Origin of the sequence: Campylobacter concisus, from assembly GCF_002913715.1 — a bacterium.
Taxonomy (GTDB): Bacteria; Campylobacterota; Campylobacteria; order Campylobacterales; family Campylobacteraceae; genus Campylobacter_A; species Campylobacter_A concisus_AG.
The window spans coordinates 77,181-91,733 of the sequence record NZ_PPCE01000006.1 but is presented as its reverse complement, the minus strand read 5'-3'; the positions used below and the strand labels follow the sequence as shown (position 1 = coordinate 91,733).

Genomic DNA, 14,553 nt, shown 5'->3' with positions numbered 1-14,553 from the left:
ATCATTTAATAAAGTAACGTTTAATATTATTTTTGCTAGCATAAGCCAAAATAAAAACAAGGAAAAGCATTATGCAATACGTATCATTATTAAAGCAATCTGGGCTAAAAGTCACGCCACAGCGCCTTAGCGTTTTAAGAATTCTTGATCGCCACACGCATCCAACGATTGATGAGCTTTATGATGAAATTTTAAAAGAGAGTCCATCGGTTTCTCTAGCAACGGTTTATAAAAATTTAAATACTTTAAAAGACGAAGGTCTTGTAGTTGAAGTAAATATCGTCAATCAAAAAGCTAGATACGACATATACGAATATCCACATATCCATGTTGTCTGTGAAAGCTGTGGAAGCGTTGAGGACGTGAGTTACGATGATGCTGAGCTTGGCAAATATCAAGAGGCGCTAGAAAAGAAGATCGGAAATATAATAGAACGTCTAAACATCGTAGCTAGCGTAAAAAGCTGTAAACACTGTAAATAAAATTTATGTTGCTATTTAGCAGCATAAATTTCATCTTTTTTCTTATAAAAATACTTTTAAAATAAGCCTAAATTTAGTATCTTTCTCATTGTTTTAAGCACTAACTTGCTAAAATGAACAAAAAATTTTGGAGAAAAATGTGAGTTTGGAGATAGAGCGTAAATTTTTACTCAAAAATTCTCAAATTCTAGATTTTTTAAAAGAAGCTGGAGTAGTTTTTAAGCACCTTGAAATTTCTCAATTTTATACCAAGATAACGCAAAATGAAGAGATCCGCTTTCGAAGTGAAGAGGATAAATTTATAAAAACTGTAAAGATCGGTAAAGATCTAATCAGAGAAGAAAATGAAGAATTTTGCGAAAAAGTGGAGTTTAAAAAGGCTCTTAAAAACCGCATCGGTAGCTTCATCTTAAAAGATAGATACACTTTTAAACTAAATAATAATCCTTGCAATATCGACATTTTTAAAAATGAATTAAACGGGCTTTGTACATTTGAAATCGAATTTAGCGATGAAAATGAGGCTGTCTTTTTCAATCTGCCACCATTTTTAGAAAATTTTTGCCTAAGTGATGTAACTTGCGATAAAAGATATAAAAATAAATTTCTTGCCATCCATGCTAATGAAAATGAACAAATCGACTACAAAAGAGCCTATAAGATCATAAAAGAAAAAGAAATTCTGCCAAATTTTGCTGCAAATCTAAAAAGTGGAGAGGCGCTAAGAGTCCTTTTTGTTAGTATTTTTAAAGTAATAAAAAGGCTAAAAAGCCAGTACTTGATAGATAAAGATGAAGAAGTTTTGCATGAGCTTCGCGTAAATTTAAGAAAGGTTAGATCGATCCTTAAAATTTTTAGTGGCGTTTTTGATGAGAAAGTGACACTTTTTTTTGGTGAGAATTTTAAAATACTTGCAAACTCGACAAACAAAAAGCGAGATTTAGATGTATTTTTAAGCTTTTTAAACGAGCAAAAACATGCAAACGAGCCTATCTATTTTGTGAAAAAGGCTCTAGATTTAGAGTATGAAAATGTAAAAAGCTACCTTGGTGACGAAGAAAACTACGCATTTTTAAAAGAGTGGGAGATATTTTTAAACGAGGGTGAATTTTATAAGTCAAAACTCTTTGATGTAAGCCTCTCACGTCTTGGTTCGTTTAAACTTAGAATGCTTTTGGTTTTGGCTCAAAAAAGGCTAAAAAGCCTTAATCAAGACTGCCCAAATGAGAGCTTTCATGATCTTAGGATAGAGCTTAAAAAGATTAGATATACATACGAGTTTTTATGTGAAATTTTCTATTTTGAAGGGTTTAAAAAGTATGAAGAGAAGCTAAAGCAGATGCAAGAAATTTTTGGTAATCTTCAAGACTATGACGTCTGGCTCGGTATCCTTAAAAGGCTTCCAGAAATGCCAGATAAAGAGAGGCTCGAGAGTAAAATTTACAAGCAAATTTATAAAAGTAGAGAAGAGATACTAAAAAAGCGTCTTAAATTTATAAAAGCAACTCGCAAAATTTCAAGAAATTTAAAAATTTACTACATATAAAAGGGCAAATTTATGCAAAAACAAGAAAAAATCGTTGATATGTTTAACCAGATCGCTCCGACTTATGACGTCGCAAACAGAGTGCTAAGTCTTGGTGTGGACGTGAGCTGGAGGAAATTTGCCTGCAGATATATGCTAGAAATTTTTAAAGAAAGAAGCATAAATATCGTAGATGTGGCTTGTGGTACTGGCGATATGATGGGGCTTTGGAGTGAAATTTCAAAAGAATTTGGCGTAGAGGTGAAAAGTCTCACTGGCATCGATCCATCAAGTGGTATGCTAAAAGAGGCTAGGGCGAAATTTCCAAATTTTAAATTTATAGAGGCCTACGCTGATAATACAACGCTCGCAAGTGGTGAGGCTCAAATTTTAAGCATAAGCTACGGCATAAGAAATGTGGTCGAGCGAAAGGCGGCGCTTAGGGAGTTTAATAGAGTGCTTGCTTTAAATGGCTACGTAGTCGTGCTCGAATTTACCAAACGCCAGAAAAAGGGCTTTATAACTGCGCTAAGAGATTTTTACCTAAGTAAAATTTTGCCAAGTATCGGGGGCTTTATCTCAAAAAATAAAGAGGCATACGAGTATCTGCCAAGCTCGATCGAAAATTTCTTGGACGCAAAGAGTTTTTGCGATGAGCTTATAGAGGCTGGCTTTGAGATAGAGCTTTGCAAGGGCTTTAGCATGGACATTTCGACATTATTTATCGCCAAAAAGGTAAGAGAGATCAATGCTTAGCGTATCTGAGCTAAACGAAAAAGCAAAGGCGCTGCTTGAGGCAACCCTTGACTATGTCGAGGTAAGTGGCGAAATTTCGCGCCTTACTAAGCATGCCTCTGGGCACTGGTACTTCACGCTAAAGGACGAAAAGTCCAGCATCTCAGCCGTGATGTACCGCATGAATAACCAAAAGGTGAAGTTTTTGCCAAAAGAGGGCTTGAAGGTCAAAATTTATGGCAAAGTGACCATTTATTCGCCAAGTGGGTCGTATCAGCTAGTAGCTAGCGCGATGCTGCCTGATGGCGAGGGCGAGCTTGAGCTTGCGTTTAGGCAGCTTAAAGAAAAGCTCGAAAACGAGGGGCTTTTTGACATCGGCGCAAAAAAAGAGATACCAAATTTACCTAAGAAAATAGCCCTTGTCACAAGCGCCACTTCAGCTGCACTTCAAGACATGCTAAAGGTGGTAAAGAGCCGCTGGAGGCTAAGTGAAATTTTTATATTTGACGCGCTAACTCAGGGCGAAAGTGCTCCAAGCTCGCTTATAAAAGCTTTGCGCAGAGCCGATAAATACGGCGTCGATGTGATCGTTTTAGCTCGTGGAGGCGGTAGCAAAGAGGATCTTTGGTGCTTTAACGACGAGGGCCTAGCTCGCGAAATTTACGCTACAAAAACGCCAGTCATAAGCGCTATCGGACACGAGATAGACTACGTTATAAGTGACTTTGTAGCAGACCGCAGATCACTTACGCCAAGTGCAGCCATGCTTGATCTGTTGCCTGATGAAGAGGCGTTTTTTCAGTATCTTGACAGGCTCAGCGATGATCTTGATAGTGCCTTAAATTTAAAGATCACAAAGAAGCAAAATCTGCTAAATTTACTACTTTCTAAATTTTCATCAAACGCCCTAAAATCTAGGATCGAGCTAAAATTTAGCGAGGTAGCAAACAAGCAAAATGCCCTAACAAACGCCGTGCAAAGAAAGATATTGCTTCTTGGCTCAGCTCTTGGCTCGCTTGAAAAAGCTTATGAGATGAGGGAGCTCTTTTTTGAGAGCACGAAGGGGCTTATCGAGGTTAGAAAAGATGGCAAGAGAGCCGATCTTAGGGATTTAAATTTGAATGATGAGATCGAGCTTATCTCGCAAAATACACATAAAAAAGCAATTATCAAGGAGTAAAAATGAGTAGAAAAATCAACTTTAGCGCAGGCCCAAGCGCGATACCATTAGATGTTTTAGAGCACGCAAAGGCCGAATTTACCGATTACAGAGGCGAGGGCTACTCGATCATGGAGATCAGCCACAGAAGCAAGACCTTTGAGGAGATCCACTTTGGTGCGATGGAGAAGATAAGAAAGCTTTATGGTATCGGCGATGAGTATGAAATTTTATTCTTGCAAGGCGGCGCACACTTGCAATTTAGCATGATACCGATGAATTTATATCAAGGTGGCAGGGCTGAATATGCAAACACCGGCGTTTGGACAAACAAAGCTATCAAAGAGGCAAAAGTGCTTGGCGTAAATGTAGATGTCGTTGCAAGCAGCGAGGATGAAAATTTCTCTTACATCCCTGAGTTTAAATTTAGTGATGACGCCGATTACGCCTATATCTGCTCAAACAACACGATTTATGGCACGCAGTATAAGGCTATGCCAAAGACCAAATCGCCCCTTGTTGTCGATGCTTCGAGCGACTTTTTCGCTAGACCGCTTGATTTTAGCAGTATCGGCTTGCTTTATGGTGGCGCTCAGAAAAATGCAGGCCCAAGCGGCGTGACTATCGTCATTTTAAGAAAAGACCTAGTTGATCGCGTGAGTAGCCAAAACGTCCCTATGTTTTTGCGCTACAAAACGCACGTAGAGGCAAACTCACTTTACAACACACCGCCAACTTTTGGAATTTATCTTTTAAATTTAACCATGCAGCACCTGCTAGACCTTGGCGGACTTGCCGAGGTTGAGAAGATAAACGCCAAAAAAGCAAGCACGCTTTATAGCATAATAGATAGCTCAAATGGCTTTTACGTGGGTCACGCTAAAAAATCAAGCAGGTCAGATATGAACGTGAGCTTTACGATACCAAAAGATCATGCGCTTGAGCCAGTTTTCGTCGAAGAAGCGCTAAAAGAGGGCATGCTAGGGCTAAAAGGTCACAGACATCTTGGCGGCATAAGAGCCTCTATCTATAATGCCGTTAGCCAAAGCGATGTTGAAAAACTTGGCGAGTTTATGAGAGAATTTGCAAGAAAACATAGCTGATGAATAAAACAAAGAAAGCTTACGATGAAATTCCTTATTTCTCGGCCGCATTTAGCGACTGCTCGCCAGTTAGGATAGAAGCGGTTGCTAAATTTCTGGGACTTAAGGCAGCTGGCTTAAAAGAGGCTAGAGTGCTTGAGCTTGGCTCATCATACGGTGGCAATATCTTGCCATTTGCCATTTCGCATAAAAACGCAAAAGTTGTTGGTATCGACATCTCAAGCCATCAAGTGGCTGAAGGTAACAAGGTAGCAAAGCAGATAGGTTTAGAAAATTTTACTCTGCTTGAGCGAAATTTTTTGCACATGAACGAAAGCGATATAAAAAAGCTTGGGAAATTTGACTATATTATCGCTCATGGTGTTTATAGCTGGGTGAGCCCAAATGTAAGAGATGCGCTGCTTGCCACGATTAAGGCATTACTAAGCGAGGATGGCATCGCTTATGTTTCGTATAATACCTATCCTGGCTGGAAGAGTCTTGATATTTTAAGAGATTTTATGCTTTTTGTAAGCTCAGGCAACGACAGCAAAGAAGCACTTGCTCATGTGAAAGGTGAGTTAAATTTTTTGCAGGATTATTTGAAATTTAGCTTACAAAACCAAAGCGATGTCGTATACAAAGATAGTATGAAGCTTCTTTTAACACAGCTAAATTTCTTACAAGGCATCATCGCAAAGGGTAATGATTATTATATATTGCATGATTTTTTAGAGGCTAGCAACGAGCCAACTTACTTTCATAAATTTGCTAAACATATCGATAAACATGGACTTTGCTACGTCATAGATGCTTCACTAAATGACATCTTTGCAAGCTCAACTGGAATTTACCGCTTCGACGCACATATCGAGCAAAATTACAACTCTCGCATCAAAAAAGAGCAACTAAACGATTTTTTATTTAATAGATCATTTAGAAAAAGTCTCATCGCTCACAAAGAGAGGCTTGGCGGTGCTGAGGACTTTGACGCGGTACTTGGAGAGAGTGAGCTTGATAGGATTTATTTTGCATATTTTAGCGAGCAGCCAAGAACAAAAACGCAAGAAATTTTAAGCAAAGCCTATCCACAAAGCTTAAATTTAAGCGAAGTAAAGGCGGCACTTGGCGAGAATGCAAACGAAGCTTTTGTAGGGCTACTTGAAATTTTAAACGATCAAAACACTAAAATTTCTTCTTCAAAACTCAAAGCACTTACCTATGAGCCTTGCAAAACTAGACTAAAGTCTAGAGCTGCTGCGTATCTGGAGTATTTTTTAAATGCTAGCTCACCAGTTATCTCTTTGGCAAATGAGTTAAATGGCAAGCTAAACTTAAGCTATGAAGAGATCAAAATCGCTTTAAAATTTGATGGCAAAGCTAGTTTAGAAGATATCGCAAAGAGCGTAAATTTAAGTAAAGATGAGCTAGATAAGCTTGCTTTTAAATTAAGCGAAGCCTACTTTTTTGAAGAAATTTAAGACTAGCTAGCCTAGCCTTAAATTTTTGATTTAGCCAAATATCATATCTTTTAAGATTAGAATTATCATCAAAAGATAAAAGAGTAAAAACCATTTTTTAAGCGCTTTTTTATCCATAGCTTGTGTCTTTTTGGTGCCAAAGTATGCGCCTATTAGCGAGCCAAGGCCTAGAAAAGCACCTTCTAGATAAGAGATATGGCCGCTTAATGAAAGTGAGATAAAGCCAGAGAAGGCTGCAAACATCACAAAAAATACTCCCATTGAAACGGCTTTTTTTAGCTCATAGCGTAAAAAGCCAACCAAAATAGGAGCGATAAAGACGCCACCACCGATACCAATACTAATGGCAAGAGCACCTACAAAAAGACCAACTAAAAATAGTAAGAAAAGTGAGTTATTTGCGTTTGAGCCGTCACTATTTGGCATAAAATATAATTTCAAAAGGGATAAGATAAATGTAGTAAGTAAGAGTGACTCGAGTAAAATTGCGGGCGCATACGAGACGATGATGCCACTAAAACTAGCTCCAACTAAGCCTCCAAGCCCTAAAACTACGCCGCGATTTAGTTTTAAAAGGCCAGCTTTGTAGTTTAGATACGAGCCAAAAGTCGCACTAAATATCATTTGCATGACGCTTATGCCAATAGCGGTTTTTATGTCATACCCAAAGGCGACCATTATAGGAACGACGACTGTGCCGCCACCGATGCCAAAAAAACCAGCGATATATCCAACGCCGATACCAATTACAAAAAGTTCAACAAAAAGCATAAATTTCCTTTTATGAGTGCCAAATTTTAGCCAAGCGGTGTTAAAAAATAGTAAAAAGGTGAAATTAGGGCATAAATTTAGAAATTTGATAAAAATTTTAAAAACTAAAAGCGAACTTTTTTTATAATCATCAAAAATTTAAAGGGAAAAAATGCTCTTAGAACAACCACTGTTTTATTATGAAGTGATTAGAGAAAAATTTAAAAATAGCTACCTAGCCGAGGATAAGACACAAACGATTATAGGCATTGATTGCGATTATATCGATGAAAAGGATATGGATTTTTATAGGCTTAGAAGTTATTTTGATACAAATCGTAATAAATCTTTAGCTCCATTTGCAGGTCTCTTTGGTGTTTTTACTTATGATGGTGTGAGATATTTTGAATATATCGGAGAAGAGAAAGCTAAAAAGTACGAATTTCCAAAATTTATCTATGCCGATGCAAAGGCCTATCTACACTTTGACAAGATGAGTAAAATTTATACATTTTATGGAGATAAGAATAAATATTATGATTTTTTGCTTGATGCGAAAGTTGAATGCAAAAGCAAAGAGCAGAGTAAATTTAGTATAAAAACTGATCTTGGTAAAGAAAAGAAACACTTTGAGGATATGGTTGAGTTAGCAAAAGAGTATATAAGAAGTGGCGATGTCTTTCAGGTGGTGCTTGGTGAATTGCTTGAAATTTCAACGAATATGAGCAGTTTGGAATTTTATAAAAAGCTCTCACTTACAAATCCAAGCCCATATATGTTTCATTTTCCTACACCTTATGGCGATGTAGTTGGCTCTTCGCCAGAGCTTGTTTTTGAGATGAAAAGTGAGCAAATTTTTGTAGCTCCGATTGCGGGCACAAGGCCTAGAGGAAGTGATGCAAATGCAGATGCGGCACTTGAAAATGAGCTATTAAGTGACGAAAAGGAGCTGGCTGAGCACAAGATGCTAATCGATCTTGCTAGAAATGACATTGGCAGGGTTTCAGAGCCAAAAAGTGTATCCGTAAAAAATGCGATGCATATACAAAAATATGAAAAAGTAATTCATATTGTAAGTGATGTCTATGGCAAGTGCGCCAAGGGGCTTGATCTTTTTGATGTCTTAGCTAGTATTTTCCCAGCTGGCACACTAAGCGGAGCCCCAAAAATAAGAGCTATGCAGATAATCAATGAGCTTGAAATTTCTGAGCGAAATATCTATGGCGGTGGCATTGGATTTTTACATTTTAATGGTGATGCTCAGGTTGCTATTCTTATTCGATCAGCCATCTTTGTGTCAGGTGAAAATGGCTTTAGTAATGTATTTGTGGGGGCTGGAGCTGGTATAGTTTATGACTCAAAGAGCGAAAGAGAATACGCTGAAATTTGCCATAAGCGAGCAAGCGTGCTAAATGTATTTAAAAATAACGCAAAAGAGTTTTAGGCGTTAAACTTAATAAATTCATAAGAGCTTTTAGCGTAGCTAGTACCCATAGAATCGATTTGCTCTCTTACTGTAGCTGAAAGCTCTGCTTTTGTGATATTTTTAGCTAACACTTTTACAAAAGGAAATTCACTTCTTTCTTGTGCGCCAAATATCAGCACTCTTGTATCAACCTTTTGGCTTTGCCTTATCTTATCAACAACTCTTGTTAGCTCTTCATAGTTGAAGCCTTTTACATTTTCATCTATAAGAACGATACCGTAAGTTTTGGTTTTTATCTTTGTTAATAGCTCATCAAAGCTATTTGTGGTTTCAAGTGTGTTGTAAAATTCTCCTAAAGCTGAGCTAAATATTTTATTTTCCATTGGCGATTTCTTAAATAAAATAATATTTTCGCTTTTTGCTAGATAGCTTTCGTCTATTGCAATCTCGCCAAAATTTGGTAAAAATTTTCTAAAAATTTGAGCCAGTTCGTCGCTATTTATTGGCGTTTTTATATAAGCGTTGAAGTATTCTTTGACACTCTCTCCATCTATATTTGAAGTATTTGAAAGCATTAGTATAATTGGAATTTTCGCATTTTGTATAGCTGCTTTTATAAGATCAAGATTTTTTTGAAGGCTATTTTTTTCAGCTTCGAAAAATTTTGAGCCAACAAATATAAGGTCAAAATCACCTTGCTTTATGGCTTGTTTTAGATCTTTTTTATTGCAAACTCCAACAACTTCGCAGTTAAATTTACTAAAACCACTTGCTGTTATATCTATGTAAATTTCGTTAGTATCGCAGATTAAAATTTTTGGTTTATCGTTTAAATTTTTATTCATAATATCAGCTTCACCCAAGCAAAGTAGTCTTGTGATGCTTAATGGAGTTAGCGGGTCTTTTAAAATGAGCGGATTTTTAATATCTTGACCTTGCTTATTGGTATTTCTTAAAAATATAGCATCATAATTTTTTGTAATAGATGGACTAGTGCTTGTTAGCATATCCACTTTGAGCCCAAGGTCTTTTGTGGTCTGCTCAAAAGCTTCGTTGTAAGCTACATTTGCGTCTTGTAAGAATGCTAGTTTATGATCGCATTTTATATCAAAGTCTTTATAGTTTGATGTTGTTTTAAAGATGACTACAAATTTAAACTCATTGCCAATACTTGGAAACGAATTAATCTCCAGCTTGCTTTCTAAATTTTTTAAATAAATTTGAGCGATTTTTAGATAAAACTCGCTCTCATCATTATTTAAGCTATTCTCATCATCTGAAAATATATCTGAAATTTGCTTTTCACTCATGGCAGCTGAGCTATTTTTTATGCTAAAGCTTACAGAACAAAGTCCGCTTCTATCAAACTCTTTTTGAACTTTTTTGATAGTGATGATAATATTTTGATGTCTTAAAGACATTGATAAAGACGCCAAAAAGATAGAGTTAAATGCGGTTTTTAATGAATTTAGATTTCCTTCTAGTTCATTTGTAAGGCTTGGATCAAGATAGCTTATAAAATTTATCTTTTTGCTTTGCGAATAGACAATATTTGCTTGCAAAATTTCTTCAAAGCTTTTTTGAGGATCAAATATCTCGGTTTTATTGCATTCGCTATATTTTTTAACATTTGAGATATTTTTAGCATTGTTATAAAGCGAAGTCATGATATTTGCATTTTTTTCTATCGTGTCTATAAATACTTGCTTTTTGCTATTATTTGTTTCTATTTTTAAAGCCGCAGTCGATGTAAAAATTTCTTTATTAATAGACTCTAGCTTCTTGCTCACTGATAAAATATATCTATCTTTTATCTGAAAAAAGCTGCTATCTTTTATATAGGTTTCTTTTAGATCTTCATAAGCTTTTATAAGCTTTGATATCGCATTATCCGCACTTATCTCTTTTGATGATAGGATATAACTCGATATGTATTTTGACTTATCGATAAGCACCTTTAAAAATTTCAACCTAGCAGAAATACCAAGCAAAGACAAAATGAGCAAGCCACAAAGCGAAAACTCAAAAAAGGTCTTTATGCCAAAGCTTATTTTCTCGCTCTCGGTAAGTTCTAGTAGCTCATTTTTTATGTTTATGGCACTATCTAATAAAAGTATAAATTTATCATCTTCATACTGTTTGATTAAGATAATATCTTCGATATTTAGTTTTTCAGAAAATGCGATCTTGGCTTTAGCTTCTCTTATCTTTTTAGCTTGATAGTTGGCTTCAAACTGGTTAAAGTCTTTGTAAATATTCTCTTTTAGCTCACTTTTTGGAAGCATATCAAGATTTGGCGTGTTGTCCTTTACGGAATATATATTTTCTCTCACATTACTGTTTATTGAAAATAAAGGGCCATTTATAAAGATATTTTTTACGTAGTATTTTGTGTTGTTTGCTAAAGAGAGTTGATTGTAAATTTTACTTAAAGTTGCGGCATAAGCTTTTATTATAAGCGGAAAGTCTCGGTCTAAGTCCTGTTTAAAATCGCTATCTATTTCTCCATTTATATTTTGGAAAAATTCATAAAATAGTTCATCAAATTGATCATTTTGATTTATATTTGCTAGCAATTCTTTTAATTTATTTATATTTCGTATCTCGATACGATCGTCTTTTCTTATAGAATTTATAAATTTTTGTGTATTTTTTAAGGTGCTATCTCGCAACTTTTTTATATCTTCTTGGCTTTTGCCTATTAGTGTATCGTGCTCTTGTATTACAGATCTTATAGTTTGAAATACTAAGGATTGTTTATATAGTTTTTCATTTAGATCTTTTAGTTCTGTAAATTTTTTATAGCTTTCATTTCCGCTATATGCGCAAAAGATCGCTGAAATTATTATTGGCGCTAACAATATATAAAATTTATTATTTTTCATGGATACTCTTTTTGCTATATTTTTTGACGATATTTTCTATCTCAATTAGTCTTTTGGTAAAAAGAGACATCTCTTTCATCTTTCCATTTTGATTGTTATCTAAAAAAGCGTTAAGCTCATTTGCAAGGGTATTAAGCTTTAAATTTAATGCAGCTTCTCTTATCTCATCTACGTATTTTTTGAGCATTATCTCATCTTTTGCGATTATGGCTGATTGGATCTGGATAAGAATTTCTCTTGCGTTACGCAAAAATATATTTAAATAGGATGCAAAATCTTTTTTATTTAAATTTAGTATTTTAAGCGATGTTTCAAACCAGGAATCATCGATAAGTGATTGTGTCTGTGTGTCAAAAAGATACCATGCGTTTAGTTTAAAAACAGGCAGTCTTAATGTAGGTTTTACTTTTACTGCTGCTATTAGATTTTGGTTGTTTATTATGTCTTGCTTCTCTAAAAGCACAATAAAAAATTTTTCACCATTTTTTAAAATAGCATTTTGCAATCTCGCTTCTAGTAAGATCGCACCACCATCTTTTCTTTTTAAATTTACTCTAGCACTATTATCTTTCGTATTTTGTAAAAATTCTAAGAAGCTGTAGTTTGGGCTTTCTTGGCTTGTTATGACTAGCTCGCTTATATCTTTGTATCGCAACAAAAAGTCATCTAAACTATCAAAGCCCAATAGCTCAAGTGAATCTTGCGTTATCGCAGATATTTTTAAATTTTCATCATATATTATCACTTCAAATTTCCTTCTTTGAGCACCGCAAGCTTTTCTGCTACGCTTTTATTTGTTATTTTTGCCACTTCGTCTAAATTCGCTTCGCTGATTTTATCAAAACTTCCGTAAAAGCTGATTAATTTCGCGATACTTCCTTCAGATACGCCAGCTTGCTTTAGAATTGATCTTTGCATATCGTTTTTCTGCCTTGTTTTTCTGTGAAAACTTATGACAAACCTATGGCTTTCATCACGCATTTTTTGGAAAAACTGCAGCTTTTTATCGCTCGTACTTAGGCTAAAGCTACCATTTTTGGTATAAATTTTATCCTTTGCTTCGCCTTTTGCGCGGTGAGCTTTGGCATCAATTTTTTCTTTTGAGATAGCGATCACATCGACATTTGCGCCACTGCTTGCTAAAATTTCACAGGCTAAGTTTAAAAGCACCTCGCCACCGTCAATAACCCAAAGATCAGGCGGACTAAGCTTGTCAAATCTAAGCGCTCTGGCTGTCAAACTCTCTTTCATCTGATCGTAGTCGTTTTTAGAGCTTAGGTGCATGTGACGGTAGTTTTGCTTCGCCCACTCGCCGTGTTCATAGCGTACCATCGCTCCGACACTTGCCTCGCCAAAAAGGTGCGAGTTGTCGTAGGCTTCGACCACGTAAGGCGTGTGAGCAAGACCAAAATACTCTTTTATCTCGTTTAATAGCACGTTATCGTGCGTTTTTAGATATTTTTCGATGCTAACTTCAGCGTTTTTGGTAGCGATCTCACAAATTTTACGCTTATCGCCAATTTTAGGGCAAGTGATACTAAATTTGCGTCCAAATCTCTCGTTTAAAATTTCCTCCACCAGCTCGCTATCTTCAAAGCTCTCATGCACATAAATTTTGGTGCTAATTATCGGCTGTCCAGCTATGAAGCTTTTTAAAATGGCCTGCTTATAAGCCTCGTTTATCTCATCTTTTTGAGCGTTTTTGGCCTGCGTGATGTCAGTTTTCACGCCAGTTATCTTGCCACTTTGCACGCTAAATCTTACCGCACAGATCATATCGTGCACGCAAGCGACCGAGTAGGCCTCGAAGTCCTCAAGTTTAGCTAGATCAACTTCAACTTTTGTTTGCATATTTTTAAGTGTTTGTATCTTATCTCTAGTCGCAGCTGCTTGCTCGTAGTCTTCTGCCTTGGCGTAGTTTAGCATGAGCTCTTCAAGGCGAGTAATGAGTAAACTTGGATTTTGTAAGGCCGCGATAGCTTCGTTTACGATCTTAGCGTAGTTTTCTTTTGAAATTTTGCCCTCACATGGGGCGTAGCATCGTTTTAGCTGGTAAAATAGGCAGGCTTTTTTGCCTTTGATGCAGGACTTTTTCTGAACTAGGTTGAAATTTAGATAAAGCGCTTCAAGTAGCTCTCCTGCTCCACTAAAATATGGTCCAAAATAGCGTATATTTGAGCCTTTGACCACCTTTCTGGTGATCTCAAATCTTGGAAATTCATCATTTAAATTTATAAAGATATAAGGGTAGGTCTTGTCGTCGCGAAGCAAGATGTTGTATTTTGGTTTTAGTTGCTTGATGAAAGAATTTTCAAGTATCAGCGCGTCTGCTTCGCTTGGAGTGACGATGTATTCAAGATGCACAGCTTCGCTTATCATCTTAGAAATTCTTGGGCTTAGTTTTTCAGCCGGAGCTAGGCTTGGGGTAAACTTAAAGTAGCTTTTGACCCTGTTTTTTAAAATTTTGGCTTTGCCGACATATAAGAGTCTATTTTGCGCGTCAAAATACTGATATACGCCAGGCTCGTTTGGAAGCGTTCTTATCTCGTCTATTAGCATCTTACCTGCTCATTTTTCTTGAGCAAAATTTCTCTTAGCTCTTCAAATTTTTGGTGTATTTGCTCGTCTTTTGCTAAATTTTTAAAATTACCTTTGCTAGCTGGCGCATAAAAGATGGCACTTTGCTCTTTTTGATTAAAAAATTTTAAAAATTTGCTCACGACAAATCTTATATTTTCTTCTTTCTTGTTTTTTGCATAATTGATTTCGTTAATAGGTTTTGGAGTAAGAATGCTGTTAAAAACGCTATTTTTATTAAATTTGCAAAAGGTTTTTAATAACCTTTTTATATCATTTATACTACTATCACGCCTAAGCTCTAAAAGCCCAGTGGGATGAGTAAGAACAAAGGTCAAAACACCTTCTCTAACGTAGCAAAAAGCTATATAAAATCGTTTTGCTTTCCCCATAAGCTCTAAAAGCTGTTGGCACTCATTTGCCATGCTTAATTTTTCTTTATACAAAGGAT

Annotated in this window: 12 protein-coding genes; 7 read left to right on the top strand and 5 right to left on the bottom strand. The window is 36.0% G+C overall.

What is annotated here, in order from left to right; translation table 11 throughout:
• Positions 1–71 precede the first annotated feature (71 nt).
• From CYO92_RS03425 to CYO92_RS03400, 6 genes are all read left to right on the top strand, one after another.
• Positions 72–482, top strand: a complete 411-nt coding sequence (locus CYO92_RS03425) for a Fur family transcriptional regulator (protein ID WP_054197019.1) — start codon at positions 72–74, stop codon at positions 480–482.
• 139 nt (positions 483–621) lie between these two features.
• Positions 622–2,028 carry a CHAD domain-containing protein gene (locus CYO92_RS03420; protein ID WP_223315369.1) on the top strand — a complete coding sequence of 469 codons (1,407 nt, stop codon included), beginning with the start codon at positions 622–624 and terminating at the stop codon, positions 2,026–2,028.
• A 12-nt stretch (positions 2,029–2,040) separates the two neighbouring features.
• On the top strand, positions 2,041–2,763 hold the full coding sequence (gene ubiE / locus CYO92_RS03415) for a bifunctional demethylmenaquinone methyltransferase/2-methoxy-6-polyprenyl-1,4-benzoquinol methylase UbiE (RefSeq protein WP_103588388.1): 723 nt from the start codon (positions 2,041–2,043) through the stop codon (positions 2,761–2,763).
• The gene (gene xseA / locus CYO92_RS03410) at positions 2,756–3,922 is read left to right on the top strand and encodes an exodeoxyribonuclease VII large subunit (RefSeq protein ID WP_103588387.1); all 1,167 of its coding nucleotides are present in this window, start codon (positions 2,756–2,758) and stop codon (positions 3,920–3,922) included. Before ubiE ends, xseA begins: the two co-directional genes overlap by 8 nt.
• A gap of 2 nt (positions 3,923–3,924) precedes the next feature.
• Positions 3,925–5,004, top strand: a complete 1,080-nt coding sequence (serC, locus tag CYO92_RS03405) for a phosphoserine transaminase (RefSeq protein ID WP_103588386.1) — start codon at positions 3,925–3,927, stop codon at positions 5,002–5,004.
• Entirely contained in the window at positions 5,004–6,464 is a 1,461-nt protein-coding gene (locus CYO92_RS03400) for a class I SAM-dependent methyltransferase (RefSeq protein WP_103588385.1), read from the top strand. The genes serC and CYO92_RS03400 overlap by 1 nt, the downstream gene beginning before the upstream one ends.
• 30 nt (positions 6,465–6,494) lie before the next feature.
• Here the strand turns inward: CYO92_RS03400 and CYO92_RS03395 are convergent, their stop codons facing one another.
• The gene (locus CYO92_RS03395; RefSeq protein WP_103588384.1) at positions 6,495–7,235 is read right to left on the bottom strand and encodes a sulfite exporter TauE/SafE family protein; all 741 of its coding nucleotides are present in this window, start codon (positions 7,233–7,235) and stop codon (positions 6,495–6,497) included.
• A 151-nt stretch (positions 7,236–7,386) separates the two neighbouring features.
• Between CYO92_RS03395 and CYO92_RS03390 the strand changes: the two genes are divergently transcribed.
• Positions 7,387–8,658 carry an anthranilate synthase component I family protein gene (locus tag CYO92_RS03390; RefSeq protein ID WP_103588383.1) on the top strand — a complete coding sequence of 424 codons (1,272 nt, stop codon included), beginning with the start codon at positions 7,387–7,389 and terminating at the stop codon, positions 8,656–8,658.
• Here CYO92_RS03390 and CYO92_RS03385 read toward each other — a convergent pair.
• From CYO92_RS03385 to CYO92_RS03370, 4 genes are read right to left on the bottom strand one after another with little or no spacing between them, the layout of a single operon-like run.
• Positions 8,655–11,525 carry a response regulator gene (locus CYO92_RS03385; RefSeq protein ID WP_103588382.1) on the bottom strand — a complete coding sequence of 957 codons (2,871 nt, stop codon included), beginning with the start codon at positions 11,523–11,525 and terminating at the stop codon, positions 8,655–8,657. The two genes, CYO92_RS03390 and CYO92_RS03385, sit on opposite strands and share 4 nt — an antisense overlap.
• Positions 11,515–12,270, bottom strand: a complete 756-nt coding sequence (locus CYO92_RS03380) for a hypothetical protein (RefSeq protein WP_103588381.1) — start codon at positions 12,268–12,270, stop codon at positions 11,515–11,517. The genes CYO92_RS03385 and CYO92_RS03380 overlap by 11 nt, the downstream gene beginning before the upstream one ends.
• Positions 12,267–14,084: an excinuclease ABC subunit UvrC gene (gene uvrC, locus CYO92_RS03375; protein ID WP_103588380.1), complete on the bottom strand. Its 1,818-nt coding sequence runs from the start codon at positions 14,082–14,084 to the stop codon at positions 12,267–12,269. Before uvrC ends, CYO92_RS03380 begins: the two co-directional genes overlap by 4 nt.
• Positions 14,078–14,548 carry a hypothetical protein gene (locus tag CYO92_RS03370; protein WP_180997986.1) on the bottom strand — a complete coding sequence of 157 codons (471 nt, stop codon included), beginning with the start codon at positions 14,546–14,548 and terminating at the stop codon, positions 14,078–14,080. The genes uvrC and CYO92_RS03370 overlap by 7 nt, the downstream gene beginning before the upstream one ends.
• Between the last annotated feature and the right edge of the window lie 5 nt (positions 14,549–14,553).